General features: G+C 74.2%; 16 protein-coding genes. 11 read left to right on the forward strand and 5 right to left on the reverse strand.

Annotated features, from left to right (window positions below; all coding sequences use genetic code 11):
• Positions 1-361 precede the first annotated feature (361 nt).
• The 3 genes from AC4IHM_RS06520 to AC4IHM_RS06530 all read left to right on the forward strand — a co-directional run bounded on the left by AC4IHM_RS06520 (position 362) and on the right by AC4IHM_RS06530 (position 3,972).
• Positions 362-943 (forward strand): carbonic anhydrase, encoded by a 582-nt coding sequence (locus tag AC4IHM_RS06520; protein WP_490866138.1) that lies wholly within the window; start codon positions 362-364, stop codon positions 941-943.
• An 8-nt stretch (positions 944-951) separates the two neighbouring features.
• Positions 952-2,445, forward strand: a complete 1,494-nt coding sequence (locus AC4IHM_RS06525) for a SulP family inorganic anion transporter (protein ID WP_490866139.1) — start codon at positions 952-954, stop codon at positions 2,443-2,445.
• A 147-nt stretch (positions 2,446-2,592) separates the two neighbouring features.
• Positions 2,593-3,972 (forward strand): PhoX family protein, encoded by a 1,380-nt coding sequence (locus AC4IHM_RS06530; RefSeq protein ID WP_490866140.1) that lies wholly within the window; start codon positions 2,593-2,595, stop codon positions 3,970-3,972.
• Between the two features lie 415 nt (positions 3,973-4,387).
• Here the strand turns inward: AC4IHM_RS06530 and AC4IHM_RS06535 are convergent, their stop codons facing one another.
• Genes AC4IHM_RS06535 through AC4IHM_RS06545 form a run of 3 tightly spaced genes read right to left on the reverse strand, consistent with a single transcriptional unit; the run spans position 4,388 to position 6,663 of the window.
• Complete coding sequence (locus AC4IHM_RS06535; RefSeq protein WP_490866141.1) at positions 4,388-5,164, reverse strand: SDR family NAD(P)-dependent oxidoreductase; 777 nt, start codon at positions 5,162-5,164, stop codon at positions 4,388-4,390.
• A gap of 34 nt (positions 5,165-5,198) precedes the next feature.
• On the reverse strand, positions 5,199-5,807 hold the full coding sequence (locus AC4IHM_RS06540) for a nuclear transport factor 2 family protein (protein ID WP_490866142.1): 609 nt from the start codon (positions 5,805-5,807) through the stop codon (positions 5,199-5,201).
• Between the two features lie 7 nt (positions 5,808-5,814).
• Complete coding sequence (locus AC4IHM_RS06545; protein ID WP_490866143.1) at positions 5,815-6,663, reverse strand: NAD(P)-dependent oxidoreductase; 849 nt, start codon at positions 6,661-6,663, stop codon at positions 5,815-5,817.
• Between the two features lie 102 nt (positions 6,664-6,765).
• Here AC4IHM_RS06545 and AC4IHM_RS06550 point away from each other — a divergent pair, with 102 nt between their 5' ends.
• The 6 genes from AC4IHM_RS06550 to AC4IHM_RS06575 all read left to right on the forward strand — a co-directional run bounded on the left by AC4IHM_RS06550 (position 6,766) and on the right by AC4IHM_RS06575 (position 13,730).
• On the forward strand, positions 6,766-7,659 hold the full coding sequence (locus AC4IHM_RS06550) for a helix-turn-helix transcriptional regulator (protein ID WP_490866144.1): 894 nt from the start codon (positions 6,766-6,768) through the stop codon (positions 7,657-7,659).
• 379 nt (positions 7,660-8,038) lie between these two features.
• Positions 8,039-8,905 carry a polysaccharide deacetylase family protein gene (locus AC4IHM_RS06555; RefSeq protein WP_490866145.1) on the forward strand — a complete coding sequence of 289 codons (867 nt, stop codon included), beginning with the start codon at positions 8,039-8,041 and terminating at the stop codon, positions 8,903-8,905.
• Positions 8,906-8,926: 21 nt separating this feature from the next.
• Positions 8,927-9,658 (forward strand): peptidyl-tRNA hydrolase, encoded by a 732-nt coding sequence (locus tag AC4IHM_RS06560; protein WP_490866146.1) that lies wholly within the window; start codon positions 8,927-8,929, stop codon positions 9,656-9,658.
• A gap of 115 nt (positions 9,659-9,773) precedes the next feature.
• A complete protein-coding gene (locus AC4IHM_RS06565; RefSeq protein WP_490866147.1) occupies positions 9,774-11,087 on the forward strand; it encodes an MbnB/TglH/ChrH family RiPP precursor modification enzyme in 1,314 nt (437 codons plus the stop codon).
• Positions 11,088-11,204: 117 nt separating this feature from the next.
• A complete protein-coding gene (locus AC4IHM_RS06570; protein WP_490866148.1) occupies positions 11,205-12,002 on the forward strand; it encodes a TIGR04222 domain-containing membrane protein in 798 nt (265 codons plus the stop codon).
• A 129-nt stretch (positions 12,003-12,131) separates the two neighbouring features.
• Entirely contained in the window at positions 12,132-13,730 is a 1,599-nt protein-coding gene (locus AC4IHM_RS06575) for an alpha/beta hydrolase (protein WP_490866149.1), read from the forward strand.
• A 30-nt stretch (positions 13,731-13,760) separates the two neighbouring features.
• Here AC4IHM_RS06575 and hemQ read toward each other — a convergent pair whose 3' ends face one another.
• Entirely contained in the window at positions 13,761-14,492 is a 732-nt protein-coding gene (gene hemQ / locus AC4IHM_RS06580) for a hydrogen peroxide-dependent heme synthase (protein WP_490866150.1), read from the reverse strand.
• Between the two features lie 4 nt (positions 14,493-14,496).
• Positions 14,497-15,975 (reverse strand): protoporphyrinogen oxidase, encoded by a 1,479-nt coding sequence (gene hemG, locus AC4IHM_RS06585; RefSeq protein ID WP_490866151.1) that lies wholly within the window; start codon positions 15,973-15,975, stop codon positions 14,497-14,499.
• Between the two features lie 185 nt (positions 15,976-16,160).
• On the opposite strand from hemG, the gene AC4IHM_RS06590 reads away from it, so the two are divergent.
• Together AC4IHM_RS06590 and AC4IHM_RS06595 are read left to right on the forward strand one after the other, a co-directional pair.
• A complete protein-coding gene (locus AC4IHM_RS06590; protein WP_490866152.1) occupies positions 16,161-17,165 on the forward strand; it encodes a DUF4349 domain-containing protein in 1,005 nt (334 codons plus the stop codon).
• A gap of 9 nt (positions 17,166-17,174) precedes the next feature.
• Positions 17,175-18,560, forward strand: a complete 1,386-nt coding sequence (locus AC4IHM_RS06595) for an FAD-dependent oxidoreductase (RefSeq protein WP_490866153.1) — start codon at positions 17,175-17,177, stop codon at positions 18,558-18,560.
• Positions 18,561-18,565 lie beyond the last annotated feature (5 nt).

The raw sequence follows: 18,565 nt of genomic DNA on the forward strand, positions 1-18,565 counted from the left end.
CAATACTCAACCCGCGGTCACCCTTTCCGGCCCGGCCTCGCAGGAGGAGCGGATCGTCTGCCGCGACAGGGGCCGGTCCGGGAATCCGCACGGTCCCGCCCCCGCGCGGCACCGCACCCTCACCGCATCCCGGTCCGAGGCGTGCGAGCGCCCGCTGCCGCGGCAGTGCGCCGCTGTCGAGCCCGCGCCGCTCACGTCCGGCACACCGGCCGACCACGGGTCCAGAACCCCGACGGACCGCTCCCCGGCGGCACTTCAGATATTTCGCTGCTGAGGGACGGCAGGCACCTCCCCCACCTGTGCCCCACCCCTGCCCTGCCCGTCCGACGCGCCCCCACTGCGCGCCAGGAGGAATCACCGCATGCAGCCCCTCATCGACAACGCCCGTATGTTCGGACAACGCCCTGAGGAGTTCGCCGGACTCGCCGAAGGCCAGTCGCCCGAAGTCCTGTTCATCACCTGCTCCGACTCCCGGGTCGTACCGGCCCTGATCACGGGCGCCCGGCCCGGCCAGCTCTTCGAGCTGCGCACCGCGGGCAACATCGTCCCGCCGTACGCCGGCGAGCGCCCCTCCGGCGAGGCGGCCACCGTCGAGTACGCCGTCCAGGTCCTCGGCGTCACGGACATCGTGGTCTGCGGCCACTCCCACTGCGGGGCCGTCGGCGCGCTGGTGCGCGGGGACGACCTGACCGCCGTACCCGCCGTGCGCGACTGGCTGGCGCACGCCGCGGACGAGCCCAAGCCGTGCGACCCGGCCGACCCCACGGTCGCCGCCGCCGTACAGCACCACGTCCTGGCGCAACTGCTGCGGCTGCGCTCCTACCCCTGCGTCCTGGCACGGCTGACCGAGGGCCGGCTGCGGATGCGCGGCTGGTACTACGAGGTCCACACCGGAGTCGTGCGCGAACACCACGCGGACACCGACGCGTTCGAGTCGCTGTGAGCGCCGGCATGACCCAGGTCACCGAGGAGGGCCGCCGGTTCCCGCACTGGCGGCAGGACCTGACCGCCTCGCTCGTCGTGTTCCTGGTCGCGCTCCCGCTGTGCGTGGGCGTCGCCGTGGCCTCCGGTGTACCGGCCGAACTCGGCCTGATCACCGGCATCGTGGGCGGCCTGGTCACCGGGTTCCTGCCGGGCAGCAGCCTCCAGGTCTCCGGCCCGGCCGCCGGTCTGACCGTGCTGGTCTTCGGCGCGGTCGACGCGTACGGGCTGCCCGCGCTCGGTGTGATCGTGCTGGCCGCAGGTCTCGTCCAGCTCGTGATGGGCGCCCTGAAGCTGGGGCGCTGGTTCAGGGCGATCTCCCTGTCGGTCGTCGAGGGCATGCTGGCGGGCATCGGCCTCGTGCTCATCGCCGGCCAGTTGTACTCGGCCGCCGGACTGGAGGCGCCCGCCTCCGGCCTCGGCAAACTCGCCGGGCTGCCCGGGGCCGCCGCCGACGTGCTGGGCAGCACCGGGGCACTCACCTCGCTCGCCCTGGGCGCGGGCACCATCGCGGTGATGGTGCTGTGGAAGCGGCTGCCGAAACGGGTACGGACCGTGCCGGGCGCGCTGGCCGCGGTGGGACTCGCCACGGCGGTCACCGCCCTCTTCGGACTGTCGGTCGCGACGGTCGAGGTGAACGGCCTGCTGGATTCGGTCCAGCCGCCCGGCGCCGACGCCTTCGGCCGGCTGGCGAACGTGTCCGTCCTCGGCACGATCGTCGCCTTCACCCTGATCGCCTCCGCGGAGAGCCTGTTCAGCGCCGCCGCGGTGGACCGGCTGCACAACGGCCCGCGCACCCAGTACGACAAGGAGCTGATGGCGCAGGGCGCCGGCAACTCCCTGTGCGGCCTGCTCGGCGCGCTGCCGATGACCGCGGTCATCGTGCGCAGCTCGGCCAACGTCGACGCGGGCGCGCGGACCAAGGCGTCCCGGGTGCTGCACGGCGTGTGGCTGCTGCTGTTCGCCGCGCTGCTGCCGTCCACGCTGGCGCTGATCCCGCTGCCCGCCCTGGCCGGCGTCCTGGTCCACGCGGGCTGGAAGCTGATCCCGTTCCGCGGCATCGTGGCGCTGTGGCGCGGTCACCGGGGCGAGGTGCTGATCCTGGTGGTCACGGCCGTGTCGATCGTCGCGGTGAACATGTTCGAGGGCGTGCTGATCGGTCTGGGGCTCTCCGTGGCCAAGACCGCCTGGGAGGCGTCCCATCTCAGGCTGGAGGTCGTCGACAAGGGCGCCGGTCCCGTCCAGGCGCATCTGTCGGGCAACGCGACCTTCCTGCGGCTGCCGAAGATCCTGGACAGCCTGGAGTCGCTGCCCCAGGACCGCCCGGTCGAGCTGGACCTGTCCGGGCTGCACCACCTGGACCACGCCTGCCGCACCGCCCTGGAGAACTGGGCCGAACGGCACAGTGCCACCGGTACCGGGCCGGTGAAGGTCACCGCGCCGACGACGCGGGCACCCATATAGCCGCTCGTCCGGGGACGGCCGGGAGAAGGCGCGGGTGCGGGTCCGCCGGGCGGTGACACGGGCCGCGCGCGTGGTTCCCGGGGCTCCCGGCAGGTGATAGACACGGCGGGGTCGCAATCCTGTCCGCCAGCAGGAAGGTCACCCCCCATGTCCGCAACCCGACGCCAGGTACTCGCCCGCACCGGAGCCCTGGGCGCAGGCATCGCCTTCACCGGAGCGCTCTCCGAACTCTTCGTCGGCACCTCCGCGGCGCAGACCCTGGGCCGCACCGGCTACGGCCCGCTCGTTCCCGACCCGGACGGCCTGCTCGACCTGCCCGAGGGCTTCCGCTACCGGGTCCTGTCCCGCGAGGGCGACCGGCTCCGCTCCGGCGAGGGCCCGGTCCCCTCCAACCACGACGGCATGTCGGCCTTCCCCGCCAGTTCGCGGGGAGGCCGGGCCCGCGTCCATCTCGTCCGCAACCACGAGAACCGCGCCGACGCCCGTGTCCCGGTCCCCACCGTCGAGGGCCTGACCTACGACCCGCAGGGCAAGGGCGGCTGTACGGCGCTTGCGCTGGACTCCGACGACCGGGTCCTCGATGAGCGGGTCGCGATCGCCGGTACGGCCGTCAACTGCGCGGGCGGGCCCACCCCCTGGCACACCTGGCTGACCTGCGAGGAGACCGAGGAGAGGGCCGGCACCAGCGGCTACACCAAGGACCACGGCTTCATCTTCGAGGTCGACCCGGTCGACCCGCACCGCACCGGGGCGGTGCCGCTGACCGCGATGGGCCGCTTCCAGCACGAGGCGATCGCCGTGGACCCGCGCCGGGGCGTCGTCTACGAGACCGAGGACGCGTTCGATCACCCGTTCGGGCTCTTCTACCGGTTCCTGCCGCGGAAGCCGCTGGGCGGCACCGGCTCGCTGCGGGCCGGCGGCAGCCTCCAGGCGATGCGCGTGCCCGGGGTGCCCGACCTGTCCTCGATCCAGGAGACGGGCGCCGAGTTCGACGGCATCGAGTGGGTGGACGTACCCGATCCGCTGGCCGACGGGACGCCCATCCGCCTCCAGGACTTCGGCCGGGGCGGCATCACCCACGCGCAGAAGCTGGAGGGCTGCTACTGGGGCGGGCGGTGCGTGTACTTCGTGTCGTCCTTCGCCCACAGCGCCGAGGGCTCGGCGGCCGACCACTACGGCCAGATCTGGCGCTACGACCCCGAGCGGCGCCGGCTCACCCTGGTGATCGTCTTCGGCCCGGACACCGATGTGCGGCTGCCGGGCGAGTCCCCGGACAACATCTGCCTCGCCCCCAGCGGCGGCCTCATGGTCTGCGAGGACGGCGAGGGCGCCCAGCACGTCTTCGGCGTGACCCGGCGCGGCGAGGTGTACGCGATGGCCCGCGGCGCCCAGAACATCGGGACGGCGGACGACCCGGCGTGGGGCGAGTTCGCGGGCGTCACCTTCTCCCCCGACGGCGACACGATGTACGTCAACTGCTACACGCCCGGCACGACGTTCGCGGTGACCGGCCCCTGGCGCGGATAGCGGGGGACGCGCCCGGCGGGAGGGGCGCACCGCCCGGTCACTGAAGCCGCGGCACCGGGTACTCGGGGCCGCATGACGGAGATTCCGCAGGTCAACGGCTCGTATTGGCTTCAGACCGCACCGGGCGGCGCGCCACGCCCCGCGCTCGCGAAGGACCTCGGCGGGCTCAGCGCGGCCCGGCCCGATCGTTGGGCCACACCTCGACGCGGCGAATCAGGTTGCCGGGCACCCCGGCAGTAGCCCTCGGTGGCGGTCTGCTCGCCGGCCGCGCCGGTCGGCGTGGTCCTTCTCATCGCCTCGCTGATGCGCGCGGCTGCGGGCTTGGCGGCAGGAGGCGGGCGCCGCACCCCCGAGGGGAAGGTGTGGCGCCCGGACGGGGCGAGGGTGCGGCCCAAGAGGCCGTCGCCTGCTGTGGCTACTTGGTGTAGCGGGTGGCGAGGGCCGGGGACTGGCCGCCGAAGGCGGCGAGGTCGGCGGTGAACACGTCCTTCAGGAGCTGGGGGTCCTCGACGCCCGGGGCGCTGACGGTCTCACCGAGTCCCAGTCCGCGCAGGGCGCCGGTGACGAGGTCGTCGGCGCTCATGCGGGGTACGGCGCTCATGTCCAGGCCCTGGGAGGAGTGGAACTCGGTGGCCACCACGCCGGGGCAGACCACGCCGACCGTGACGCCGGAGTCCGCGACCTCGGCGGCCAGGGTCTGGGTCATGGCGACCAGGTAGGCCAGGGTTCCCGCGTACACGGCCCGGCGCGGCATGACCTCGGGTCCCGCCGGTCCGGAGAAGGCGATCATGCCGGCGACATTGAGGATGGTGCCCGTTCCGCGCTGCTGCATGGGGCCCACCGCGGCGCGCATGAGCTGGGTGGGGGCGAGGACCTTGACGTTGATGAGTTCGCGGGCCTTGGCGGCGGGCAGGTCGGCCAGCGGCATGTAATGGGAGACGCCGGCGTTGTTGACGAGCATGTCCAGCGGCTCGGTGGCGCAGATCGCCGCGAGGGTGTCGATGCCCTCTTCGGTGGAGAGGTCGGCGGTGACGGTGCGGACCTTGACCTCGGGGTGGGCGGAGGCGAACTCGGCGAGGCGTTCCCGGCGGCGGCCGACGATGATCAGGTCGTAGCCGTCGGCGGCGAAGCGCTCGGCGAACGCCTTGCCGATGCCGGAGGTCGCGCCGGTGACGAGAGCAAGCTTGCTCATGGGGGGTGTTTCCTTTCGAGGGGGCCGGCTCAGCTCAGGCGGCCGGGTCGGTGGGGGTGCGGTGCAGCCGGGCGAACTCGCTGCGGTACTGCTCGGCGACGTGTCCAGGCCGGTCGTCGCCCAGGTCGTCGCCCGTGAGGGGGTAGCCCTGGCGGTTGAGGAACCAGGACAGGAACCGGTGGGAGGGCCGGAAGGCGGCCGGCTCCGCGGTGTCCAGGTCCAGGGTCGTGCCGGGAAGGACGGGGGTGAGGGTGTCCTTCCCGTAGACGGAGGTGATGGCGACGATGCGCCACACCCCGTCCACCTCGCGGCGGGCGCGGTATTGGGAGCGGCAGGAGGAGGCGAGGTCGGCCTCGACTCCGTTCACGTCGATGCGCCACTCGATGATCAGCGGCAGTTCGGCCGGCGCCCGGTCGCCGGCCACGTGGACGGTGGGCGGGCCCAGCCGGTGCACGGCGATGTCGCCGCGGTCGGCCATCGCGCGGGTCCGGGCGGTGAACCCGGCGCCGCTGCCGGTGAACCAGCTCATCTCGATGTGGCTGTCGGCGCTGTAGGAAGCGGCCATCTGCTCGTACCGGCCGCGGTCCCGGCTCTGGCGTTCACGCAGGACCAGCTGGGTGACCTCGGAGATGCTCGTGTCCATGTCCGGGTCAGCCGTTCAGGCGGGACAGCAGTGCGGGCAGGGCGCGGGCCCCGGACAGGCCCCGCTCGGTGACCTCGCCCGGGTCGGTACCGGCGTCGCGCACAGCCCGGTCGAACAGCTCCATGTCCAGGGCCTCGACCTGGGAGAGGTACTCGACGTTGTCGGGGCGGACCATCGTGTTCAGCAGGCTCAGCGCGGCGCTGGAGGCACTGCCGACCTTGAGGATCTCCACCAGCGGGCCGAGTTGGACATCCATCCGGGCGGCCAAGGCCACGATGTCGGCGATGGACCGCTGGTTGAGCATCAGCAGCGCGTTGTTGAACAGCTTCGCCGTCTGCCCCGCACCGGACGGCCCGAGGTGCACGACGTGCGCGGAGAATGCCTCGAACACCGGCCGGCACCGCTCGGCAGCGGAATGCGGACCACCGACCATGCAGGTCAGGCGCTTCTCCTCGGCCGCCGGGCGTCCACCGCTGACCGGGGCGTCCAGTACCGCGACACCCCTGGCCGAGCACCGCTCGGCCAGACGGATGGCGGTGGCCGGGACGCCGGTGCCGTGGTTGACGACGACCGCGCCTTCCCGCAGGTGTGGCAGCATCTGCCCGACCAGCCGCTCGACGTCCTCGTCCGTGCCCACGCACAGCGCGACGACGTCGCACACGGCCGCCAGCGCCTCGACCGAGCCCGCCGCCTCGTGCGGCACCCCGGCCAGCGCTTCGAGGGAGGCGGGGCGGCGGGCCCACACACGCAGGGGAAACCCGGCTCCGGCGATCGCCCAGGCCATCGGCAGGCCCTGATCGCCCAGCCCGATGAACCCGACAACGGGAGTGCCCCGGGATGCTCGTGTTTCGCTCATGCAGCCAGCATGCGCACCGTTCCGATCATTAGGCAGTAGACCCGCCATCCTGGGACCATCAGTACCAGGAAAGGCAAAGACCACCTTTGCCACAATGGCGGCATGTCCTCAACCGACCTCGGCGAAGCCCTGCACGCCTGGCGCGACCGCGTCACCCCCGACCAGGCCGGCCTTCCCGCCGGTGGCCGCAGACGCGCCCCGGGGCTGCGGCGCGAAGAACTCTCGCACCTCGCCGGGATCTCCGCCGACTACATCGTCCGCCTCGAACAGGGGCGCGCCACCAACCCCTCGCCCCAGATCATCGAGGCCCTCGCCCGCGCCCTGCGCCTGGAAAGCGGCGAACGCGAGCACCTCTTCCGCCTCGCCGGACTCGCCGCGCCCGGCCCCGGCACGGTCCCCCGCCACATCACCCCCGGCGTCCACCGCATCCTCGACCGCCTGCGCGACACCCCCGTCGCCGTCTACGACGCCACCTGGACCCAGCTCCTCGCCAACCCCCTCCACACCGCCCTCATGGGAGAGTGGACCGGCCCCGACCTCAACGCCGCCTGGCGCGCCTTCGTCACCTCCACCACCCGCGTACGCCACACCCCTGAATCCAACGGCGCCCTCCAGCAGCTCCTCGCCTCCGACCTCCGCCGCACCAGCGCCCTCTACCCGGACGACGCCGTGCTCACCGACCTGATCACCCAGCTCCGACGGCGAAGCGCCCGCTTCGCCGACCTCTGGGACACCGGCACCACCGCCGAGCACCAGTCGAGCCGCAAAACCATCGACCATCCCACCGTCGGCGCCCTCACCCTGGACTGCGACGTCCTCCACGTCGCCGGCAACCACCTGCGCATCATGGTCTACACGGCCAGACCCGCCACCGAAGACGCCCAACGCCTCGCCCTGCTCTCCGTCCTGGGAACCCAGACACTGCGTCCGATGAACCCAGGTCTTCGGGGTCCTGACGGCGGCACAGATCCAATCAGATTGGATACCGGCTACTGACGGGATTTGCCGGCAGCTGGGGTCCGATGCGAGCCGGACTGCTCGCGTGCGCGCGGCCGGGCGACACCGTCCACATCTCCGAGATGTTCCGCCCGGTGCGCGGCACCGGGCACCTTCTCGACGTGCTCAACGTCCTCCACCACGACCGCCTCGCCCAGCGCGACGCGCGTCGCGCGTATGAGAGCCGGGTCAACCCGCATGCCCCGCTACGGACCTCGCAAATCAGTCACGCTCCGCCACATGACGGGTAACGGCAGCTTCGCGAGCACAGGGCCGAGCGGCGCGGCATCCGACGCCGTCTGGCCCGGGAGGGTGACCCCCCGGGCACGTCACCCCACATAGTCATACAAACCGAACATCACACTCATACGTTCGTGCGGTGACTACTCTCGTACGACGCGCCACCGCACTGTGCGCCACGGCCACCGCCTCCGTCGTCCTCGCCGCCTGCGGGAGCACCGAGGCCCGGCAGGAACCCCGTCCGGCGCCGAGCGCGAGCCCGGCGGCCCCCTCGAAGCCGGCCCCGTCCGGGCCGCCGACACTCGCGCCCGGCCCCGCCGGTCTGACGCCCGTCTTCGAGCACGGTCCCCGCGCCGACGGAAAGACGGTCGCCCTCACCTTCGATGCCGACATGACCGCCGACCAGGGACCGCGCGCGGCGGCCGGCGAACGGTTCGACAACCCGCAGCTGATCGCGACGCTGCGCCGGCTGAAGGTGCCAGCCACGGTGTTCATGACCGGCCGCTGGGCCGAGGAGTACCCGGACGAGGCCCGGTCCATCGGCCGGGACCCCGGGTTCGAGATCGCCAACCACTCCTACAGCCACTACGCCTACACCGACGACTGCTACGGCCTGCCCACCGTGCCCAGGGAGCGGATGCGGGCGGACCTGGAGCGGGCGTACACGGCGTTCGAGAAGGCCGGGGTGGCGAACCCGATGCCGTACTTCCGCTTCCCCGGCGGCTGTTACGACAAGGCGGTCCTCAAGGAACTGACCGCCACCGGGGTCACCGCCGTGCAGTGGGACGTGGTGAGCGGCGACGCGTTCGCGACCGACGCCGACGCGGTGGCCCGGCAGGTGCTCGACGGGGTGCGGCCGGGCTCGGTCGTCGTCATGCACTGCACCCGCAGCGCCGCCCCGGTGACCGAACAGGCGGTGCGGCAGGTCGTGCCCGAACTGCGCCGCCAGGGCTACCGCTTCGTGAAGGTCTCGGACCTGGTCGGCGCCGCGAACGGCCGGGCCTGACGGCTTGGCACACTGGTGGGTGTGAGCAACGATCCGACGGCGTCCGTCACCGACAGCCCCTTCCGTCCCGAGCCAGGCGACCGCGACCTCGCGCCGCAGTTCGTCCTGCCGCTGGTCGTCCGCGTCGAGCGGGCGGCGCCCCCGCACCGCACCGACGCGCTGGAGAGCGCGGCCCGCGCGGTGCTGGTGCTGCTCGGCGACGAGCGCTCCCGCGGCGACGGCGAGTGGGCAGGGGCCGTGCGGGACTGGCAGGACGCGCGCATCCGCAAGGTCGTACGGCGGGCCCGCGGCGCCGAGTGGCGGCGGGCCGAGGCGCTGCCCGGCATCACCGTCACCGGCGGGACGGCCGAGGTGCGGGTCTTCCCGCCGGTCCCGCTGGACGGCTGGCCCAGGGACCTGGCCCGCCTCCAGGTCTCCGGCACCGACCTCGACGACCCGGAGCCCCCGCGCGACGCCGACCCCTCGGCACCGGTGCTCTGGCTCAACCCCGACCTGGACATGTCGGCGGGCAAGGCGATGGCGCAGGCCGGCCACGGTGCGCAGCTCGCCTGGTGGGGTCTGGACGACACGGCGCGGGCCGCCTGGCGCGAGGCGGGCTTCCCGCTGGCGGTGCGCACCGCGGACCCGGCCCGCTGGGGCGGCCTCACCACGAGCGGTCTGCCGGTCGTGCGCGACGCCGGGTTCACGGAGATCGCGCCGGGCTCGTGCACGGTGGTGGCGGACCACCCGGCGCTGCGGCGGGGAACCCCGTAGCCGGCCGCTGCCGCCCGCGAACCTCAGATGTAGCTCTGAAGACGCCCTCCCCGGGGTTCGGGACGGGCCGGGCGGGCGATATCTCCGGCATGTGCGCGTGAGGGGGGACTAAACCATGGAGCGACTGGGGACCGGTATCGGCTGGCGTCCGGAGATCGCCGATGTCGTCGAGCGGATGCCCGGCATCGACTGGGTGGAGGCCGTGGCGGAGAACCTCTGCCCCGGCCATCTGCCCGACTCGCTGCTGCGGCTGCGCGAGCGCGGGGTGACCGTCGTGCCGCACGGGGTCTCGCTCGGGCTCGGCGGTGCCGGGCGGCCGGACGCCGGGCGGCTGGCGGCGCTCGCCGAACGGGCCGGGGCACTGGGGTCGCCGCTGGTCACCGAGCACATCGCGTTCGTCCGGGCGGGCGGGTCGCTGACCGCCTCCCCGGTCCTGGAGGCCGGTCACCTGCTGCCCGTGCCACGCACCCGCGACGCCCTCGACGTGCTGTGCGAGAACGTCCGCGTCGCGCAGGACGCGCTGCCCGTGCCGCTCGCCGTGGAGAACATCGCGGCGCTCATCTCCTGGCCGGGCGAGGAGATGACGGAGGGCCAGTTCCTGTACGAGCTGGCCGACCGGACGGGGGTGCGGCTGCTGATCGACGTGGCCAATCTGCACACCAACCACGTCAACCGCGGCGAGGACCCGGCCGCGGCGCTCGCCGAACTGCCCCTGGAGGCCATCGCCTACGTCCATGTCGCGGGCGGCTTCGAGCGGGACGGCGTCTGGCACGACAGCCACGCCCACCCGGTCCCGCGGCCGGTGCTCGACATCCTCACCGACCTCGCCTCGCGCGTGGCACCGCCGGGCGTCCTGCTGGAGCGCGACGAGAACTTCCCCACGGCCGAGGAGCTGGCCGGCGAGGTGGAGGCGATCCGGGTCGCCGTCGCGCGAGGACGGTCGGGCCGGGCGCCCGCGCAGGCGGACCCGGCGGCCTCGCGGCGGGCCGTGCCCGAGCGGTCCGGCGCCGGTGACGCCGTACGGCAGCGGCTCGGCCTCGCGCAGACCGCGCTGCTGTCCGCGCTGGTCGCCCGGACGCCCGTGCCCGAGGGGTTCGACCGGGTGCGGCTGGGGGTGCAGGCGCGGGCGCTCGCCGGGAAGCGGGCGGACGTGGTCGCCAAGGTCGCGCCCGAACTGCCGGTGATCCTCGGTGCGCAGTACCGGCCGGCCTTCCTCGCCCACGCCCAAACGTCCCCGCTGACCGGCGGCCACCGGCGGGACGCCCTCGACTTCGTGGAGCACCTGCTGCGCGGCGGCCGTCCGCTGGAGGCCCGGGTGCGGCGGGAGCTGCGGCAGTGGTGGCTGGAGCGGTCCGGGCCCGTTCCGCCCTCGCGGCGCCCCGCGGTCCGGCTGGCCCGTGCGACCCGGCGGGTACTGCTGCGCCGCTGAACCGGGCACGGCGGCACCGCCGTACGGCACGAGCGGAACGTCACGCGCTCACACACCGTGTCCCGGAATGTGAACAGGGCATGGCGCCGGAGAAGGCCCTTGGCATAGAAGTACGGCATGTTCTGGGTCGTCCTGCTCGTGCCCGCCTGGGCCGTCGCCGGCCTGGCGTGCACGCGGCTGTGCCTGGCCGCCGTGCGCGCGGCGGCCGTCGACCGGCACACCGTCGGCCGTGAGCACGCGCTGACGCTGTACGAGGCGGCGTTCCTGTCCGGCGGCCCCCGGCGGGTCGCCGACCTGACGCTGGTCTCCATGGCGCGCCGGCGCCGGCTGCTGCTCGCGCACACCGGCTGGGCGACCGTCGTCGATCCGTGCGGGCGGGACGAGATGGAGCGGTCGGTCATAGGGGCGATAGGGCCCAAGGGACAGTCCCGGATCGCGCCCGTACGGGCCGCCGCGGCCACCGCCGACGCGGTACGGGGCCTGGCCGACCGGCTGGTCGGGGCGGGTCTCGCCGTACCGGACGGCGGCGCCGGTGGCATCGCGGCCGGGGTCCGCCGGGTGCGGTGCGCCGCGGTGGCCGTGTGCGCGCTGGGCGCCGCCGCACTGGCGCTGCCCCTGCCCGCCGGCCAGCCGCGCCCGCTGATCGCCCTGTGGTTCGCGCTGCCGCTCGCCCTGACCCTGGGGTGCCTGGCCATCTCGCGGATGGAGGTCCACCCGTACTCGCGCTGGGCCTCCCCCGCCGGGCAGCGGCTGATCGGCACCCTCGTCCGGCAGGCCGACGGCACGGCGGACGACCGTGCCTACCTCACCTCGGTCGCCGTGCGCGGCGTCCACGCGGTCGGCGAACCGGATCTGCGGGCGGCCTTCGCCCATCGCGAGGAGTACGCCGAGGAGCACCGCGGGCGCCGGTCCTGACGCACCGGCGCCGACGCGCCGGGGGGCGTGCGGAGGCACTCGGCGCCGACACCCGCGGGCGGTGCTTGCCCCGCCCGGCCGCCGGACGAAACATCCCTGGTGTCACGCCGTGCACCGAAGGGATACGCGATGCGAGCTGCCGCCCTCTACTCGGCCGCCGGGTCCTTGCTGCTGTCCACCCTCACCGCCGCCCCGGCGCAGGCGACCGCGGGGACCCCCGGAGCCGCCGAGGCGCACGGCACCGCCGTGGCCGCCGAGCGCGCGGCGGCGGCCGGCATCACCTTCGGCCCATGTCCCGAGGCGGAGGACCTGCCGGCCGCCGTGCGCTGCGGCACGGTCGCCGTGCCCCTGGACTACGCGCACCCCGGCGGGGAGCAGCTCCGGCTCACCGTCAGCCGGGTGCCGGCCACGCACAAGGACCCGGACAACGACAAGCACAAGGTGCCCCGCCAGGGCGCCCTCCTCTTCAACCCGGGCGGTCCGGGCGGCTCGGGGCTGTACTTCCCGCTGGTCGGCATGGTGCCCGAGTGGAAGCGGATCGCTGCCGCCTACGACCTCGTCGGATACGCCCCGCGCGGCGTCGCGCCCTCCGCGCCGCTCTCCTGCCAGGACCCCGGGGACTTCTTCAAGGGGCCCCGGCCGGCCCCGACACAGCCCTCGGACGCGTACAAGAAGGAGCGCGCGAGCGAGGCCGAGGCCTACGCGCGCGGCTGCGCGCAGCGGGCCGGGGACGCGCTGCGGCACTACCACTCCCTCAACAACGCCCGTGACCTGGAGGTCGTGCGGGCCGCGCTGGGCGAGCGGCGGCTCACCTTCATGGGCGCGTCGTACGGCACCTACCTGGGGACGCTGTACGCCGGGCTGTTCCCGTCCCATGTGCGGCGGATGGTGTTCGACTCGGCCGTGAACCCGGACCCCGGGCGGGTCTGGTACCGCAACAACCTCGGCCAGTCGGAGGCCTTCGAGGACCGCTGGGACGACTTCAAGGAGTGGATCGCCGAGCACGACGACGTGTACGCGCTCGGGGACACGCCGGGGAAGGTGCAGCGCGGCTACGAGGAGGCGAGCGCCCGGCTGGCGGCGGAGCCCGCGGGCGGCACCGTGGGGCCGGCCCAGTTGCAGGGCGCCTTCCTGCGGGCCGGGTACTACGACGACTACTGGCCGCACCGCGCCGAGGCGCTGTCGGCGTATCTGAAGGGGGATCCGCGGCCGCTGGTCGACCAGGTGGGGACGCGCACCGAGGAGGACGCCGTCGGGGCGGAGAACTCCAACGCCGTGTACACGGCCGTCGAGTGCAACGACGCGCCCTGGCCGACCGACTTCGGGGTCTGGGACCGGGACAACACGCGGCTGGCCCGCCGGGCGCCGTTCGAGACCTGGGACAACGTGTGGACGAACCTGCCGTGCGCCTTCTGGCGGGCGCCCCGGCAGCGGCCCCTCGACGTGCGCACCGGCCCAGGCGAGCTGCCGCCGACGCTGATCCTGGCCGCCGAGCGGGACGCGGCCACTCCCTACGACGGCGCGCTTGAGCTGCGCCGGCGGCTTTCGGGTTCGGTGCTGGTGACCGAGCGGGACGCCGGTACGCACGGCATCGGCGGCGGTCCGAACGCCTGCGTCAACGGCCACCTGGAGGCGTACCTGCTGGAGGGCCGCCTCCCGGCGCGGGACGCGTCCTGCGCCGGGAGGGCGGCACCGAGGCCGAGGGCCGCGACCGCGCCGGGGGCCTGACCGGGCCGGCCGGGCGAGCGCCCGCGCCGGTCAGGCCAGCCCGGCCACCAGCTCCGCGATGTCCTTGCGGCGTCCCGTGTAGAACGGGATCTCCTCGCGGACGTGCAGCCGGGCCTCGGAGCCGCGCAGGTGGCGCATGAGGTCGACGATGCGGTGCAGTTCGTCGGCCTCGAAGGCGAGGATCCACTCGTAGTCGCCGAGGGAGAACGAGGGCACCGTGTTGGCGCGCACGTCCGGGAAGCCGCGGGCCATCTTGCCGTGGTCGGCGAGCATGCGGCGGCGGTCCTCGTCGGGCAGCAGGTACCAGTCGTAGGAGCGCACGAACGGGTAGACGCTGACGTAGGCGCGGGGCTGCTCGTCGGCGAGGAAGGCCGGGATGTGCGAGCGGTTGAACTCGGCGGGGCGGTGCAGCGCCATGTTCGACCAGACCGGCTCCAGCGCGCGGCCCAGCCGGGTGCGGCGGAAGAGGTTGTACGCCTCCTGGAGCTGTTCGGCGGTCTCGGCGTGCCACCAGATCATGAGGTCGGCGTCGGCGCGCAGGCCGGACACGTCGTAGGTGCCGCGGATCGTCACGCCCTTGGCCGTGAGCTGGTCGAACAGCTCCCGGACCTCGTCGGCGTGGCCCGCGCGGTCCTCGGGCAGCACGTCCTTGAGTTTGAAGACGGACCAGAGGGTGTAGCGGATGACCTCGTTGAGGTCCTTGGCCAGCTTGCCCTTGTTGGGGATCCGGTCGGCGGCGGGGGTGGTGTCGTCGTCACTCATGGCCCTATTCTCCCGCTCCCCGCTGGAGGCTCCGCACCGGGTCGCCGGTGAGTTCCTGCACACCTTCCAGGTCCCCGTGGAGCCGGTCCACGGCCGCGTACGCGCTCGCGATGCTCGCCGGGATGCCCACGCCGTCGTACGCGGCGCCGCACACCGCGAGGCCCGGGAGTTTGGCGACCTGCTCGCGTACCCGGGCCACGCGCGCGTGATGGCCGACGGGGTACTGCGGCAGGCCGTCACGCCAGCGGGTGACGCGGGTGGCGACGGGCTCGGCGGCCAGTCCCGTGGCCTGCTCCAGGTCGTGCCGGGAGACACCGACGAGGGCCTCGTCGTCGCGGCCGAGGACCTCCGTCTCGCCGTACCGGCCGACGGAGGTGCGCAGGACGACCAGGTCCGGGTCCTCGTCGGCGATCCAGCCCCACTTGAGGGAGGCGAAGGTGGCCGCCTTGATGGTGTGCCCGTCGACCGGCGGCACGAGGAAGCCGCTGCCCCCGGGGAGCGCGGCGGCGTCCGAGCGGCGGTAGGCGAGGGTGATCAGGGCCATGGAGGCGTACTCCACGGCGGTCAGCTCGGCCGCGGCGGCCGGCGCCTCGGCGCGCAGCAGATGCGCGGCGGGGCCGGCGGGGACGGCGACGACGACCGCGCCGGCGTGCAGCACCCGGTCGCCCGCGACGATCCGCCAGCCGTCCGGGGCCGTGCGGCGCAGCTCCGTGACGGGCGCCCCGGTGAGGATCTCGCCGCCCCGCGCGCGCACCGACCGCGCCACGGCGGGCGGCAGGGTGCCGACGCCGCCCTCGATTCCCATGAACACCGGGCCGCTCGGCGGGGAGGTGGCCGTGCGGCCCTGGAGGTGGCGGACCGCCTCGGTGAGGGAGGCGCGGGTGCGGGCGGCCTCGAAGAGCCGGGGTACGGCCGAGCGCAGGGAGATGCGGTACGCGTCGCCCGCGTAGACGCCGCCCAGCAGCGGTTCGACGAGGCGGTCGACGACCTCGCGGCCCAGGCGCGCCGCGACGTACTCCCCCACCGCCACGTCGTCGCCGATCTCCGTGCGGGGCAGCTCGGCGTCGCGCTCGACGCGGGCGAGGCCCTCCTCGGAGAGGACGCCGGCCACCGCGGCGGCGGTGCCGGGGACGCCCATGACGTGGCCCTTGGGCATGGGACGCAGGGCGCCGCGGGTCCACAGGGCGGCCGACGCGGTGGCCGGCGGCAGCAGGCGCTCGGCGAGGCCCACCTCGCGGGCCAGGCCGACGGCCTCGGGGCGGCGGGCGAGCAGGGACTCGGCGCCGAGGTCGACACGCACTCCGGCGATCTCGCCGGACAGCAGCTTGCCGCCGACCCGGTCCGACGCCTCCAGTACGGTCACCCGGGCGCCGCGCTCCAGCAGTCGGTGGGCGGCGGCCAGTCCGGCGATGCCGGCTCCGACGACGACGACATGTCCCGTGTCCACGCGGATCTCGCCCGCGGGACTCTCGCTTGCGCACATGGCCCCAGCGTCTCAGATCCCGTCGGCAAAACCCGGGGGCCGGGTGGCCCCGCGGCCGGGTACACAGGTCCCGGGCGGTGCGCGAGTCCGGACCGTGATCTCTTCGGAACCGTTCCGCGCCGTCGTCCGCGCCCCTTCGCGCGTCGTAGAAGCGTCAGCTGTCACGACTCCCGGGGGGATCCACGATGCAGGCACGACGAGCAGCACCACGGCGTTCGGCGCCACGACGGTCCGCGCCTTCCGCCCACGCCCTGGCCGGCCTGCTGCTGGCCGCGGCGCTCGCCCTGACCGGGTGCAGCGGGGCGGGCGGCGGAGACGACGCGGCCCGCGGCGCCGCCCAGGACGCCGCGTCCGGGGCGGACTCCCAGGCGGACTCCCCGGCGGACGGCCGGCCCGGGGCGGCCGGTGAGAGCCGGGCCGACGGCACCGCGGCGAGCGCGCCGCCGAAGCTCGCCCCCGCCCACATCATCCGCACCGTCTCCCTGAGCGTGCGGGTCGAGGACACCGCCAAGGCGCTCGGCACGGCCCGCACCGCGACCGAGAGCGCCGGCGGCTACGTCGGCGACGAGACCACCACCCGGGACGCGGCGGGCCACGAGCGGACCGAGGTGGTGCTGCGCGTGCCCGTGGAGCGCTACGACGACGTGCTCGCCGAGCTGGAGGGCGCCGGAAAACTGCTCCAGCGCAGCGCGAAGGCCGAGGACGTCACCGACCAGGTGGTGGACGTGGACAGCCGCGTCAAGTCGCAGCGCGCCAGCGTGGCCCGCGTCCGCGCGCTGATGGACCGGGCGACGCAGCTGAGCGACGTGGTGGCCCTGGAGGGCGAACTGAGCACCCGCCAGGCGGAGCTGGAGTCGCTGCTCGCCCGGCAGGCGGCCCTGAAGGACCGTACGAGCCTGGCCACCATCACCCTGTCCCTGTCCCAGCCCTCGGCGGTGCGGGCGGAGCAGGAGGAGGACGGCGGCCCCGGGTTCACGGACGCGCTGTCCGGCGGCTGGCACGCCTTCGTGACGATGCTGCGCTGGGTGGCCGTGGTGCTCGGCGCGGTACTGCCGTTCGCCGTGGTGGCGGCGCTGCTGGCACTGCTGTGGCTGCGGGTCGTACGGCCGCGGCTGCCGCGCCGCCCCGCACAACACGGGGCACAGCACGGGGAGCCCGGCGCGCGGGACCGAAATGCCCCGCCCGCGTAGCGTGTTCGCATGAGCATGAGTGCGAGGGAGCGACTGGTCGTCATCGGCGGCGACGCCGCGGGAATGTCCGCGGCGTCGCAGGCACGGCGGCTGAAGGACCCGGCCGAGCTGGAGATCGTGGCCTTCGAGCGCGGTCACTTCAGCTCGTACTCGGCGTGCGGCATCCCGTACTGGGTCGGCGGTGACGTGGCCGACCGGGACCAGCTGATCGCCAGGACGCCCGAGGAGCACCGCGCACGCGGCATCGACCTGCGGACGCGGACCGAGGTCACGGAGATCGACGTGGCCGGCGGGCGGGTGCGCGCGCGGGACGTCGATTCGGGGGCGCAGTCCTGGACTTCGTACGACAAGCTCGTGATCGCGACCGGTGCCCGCCCGGTCCGTCCGCGGCTGCCGGGAATCGACGCGCCCGGCGTGCACGGGGTGCAGACGCTGGACGACGGGCAGGCGCTGATCGACACGCTGACGCGCACGCGCGGGCGGCACGCGGTGGTCGTCGGCGCCGGGTACATCGGCGTGGAGATGGCCGAGGCGCTGATCAACCGCGGCTACGGGGTGACGGTCGTCAACCGCGGCCGGGAGCCGATGTCGACGCTCGATCCGGACATGGGCCGCCTGGTGCACGAGGCCATGACGGGCCTGGGCATCACCATGGTGAACGGTGCCGAGGTCACCGAGGTGCTGACTGGCGACGACGGCCGGGTCCGGGCGGTGGCCACCGAGGACGCCGAGTTCCCCGCGGACGTGGTGGTGCTCGGCATCGGCGTACGCCCCGAGACCGGGCTCGCCGGGGCCGCCGGTCTGCCGCTCGGCGCGCACGGCGGACTGCTGACCGACCGGGCCATGCGGGTGCGCGGCCACGAGGACATCTGGGCCGGCGGCGACTGCGTGGAGGTGCTCGACCTGGTCTCAGGACAGCAGCGGCACATCCCGCTCGGCACGCACGCCAACAAGCACGGGCAGGTCATCGGCACCAACGCGGGCGGCGGCTACGCCACGTTCCCGGGCGTGGTCGGCACGGCGGTCAGCAAGGTGTGCGACCTGGAGATCGCGCGGACCGGACTGCGCGAGAAGGACGCGCTGCGGGCGGGGCTGCGCTTCGTGACGGCCACCATCGAGTCCACCAGCCGCGCCGGCTACTACCCGAACGCCTCCCCGATGACGGTGAAGATGCTGGCCGAGCGGCGCACCGGCCGTCTGCTCGGTGTGCAGATCGTCGGCCGTGAGGGCGCGGGCAAGCGGGTCGACATCGCCGCGGTGGCCCTCACGGCCGGGATGACGGTGGACCGGATGACGGCCCTCGACCTCGGCTACGCGCCGCCCTTCTCACCGGTGTGGGACCCGGTACTGGTGGCCGCGCGCAAGGCGGCGAAGGCGGTGGAGCAGCGGGGCTGAGGGCG

Source organism: Streptomyces sp. SL06, from assembly GCF_058244745.1.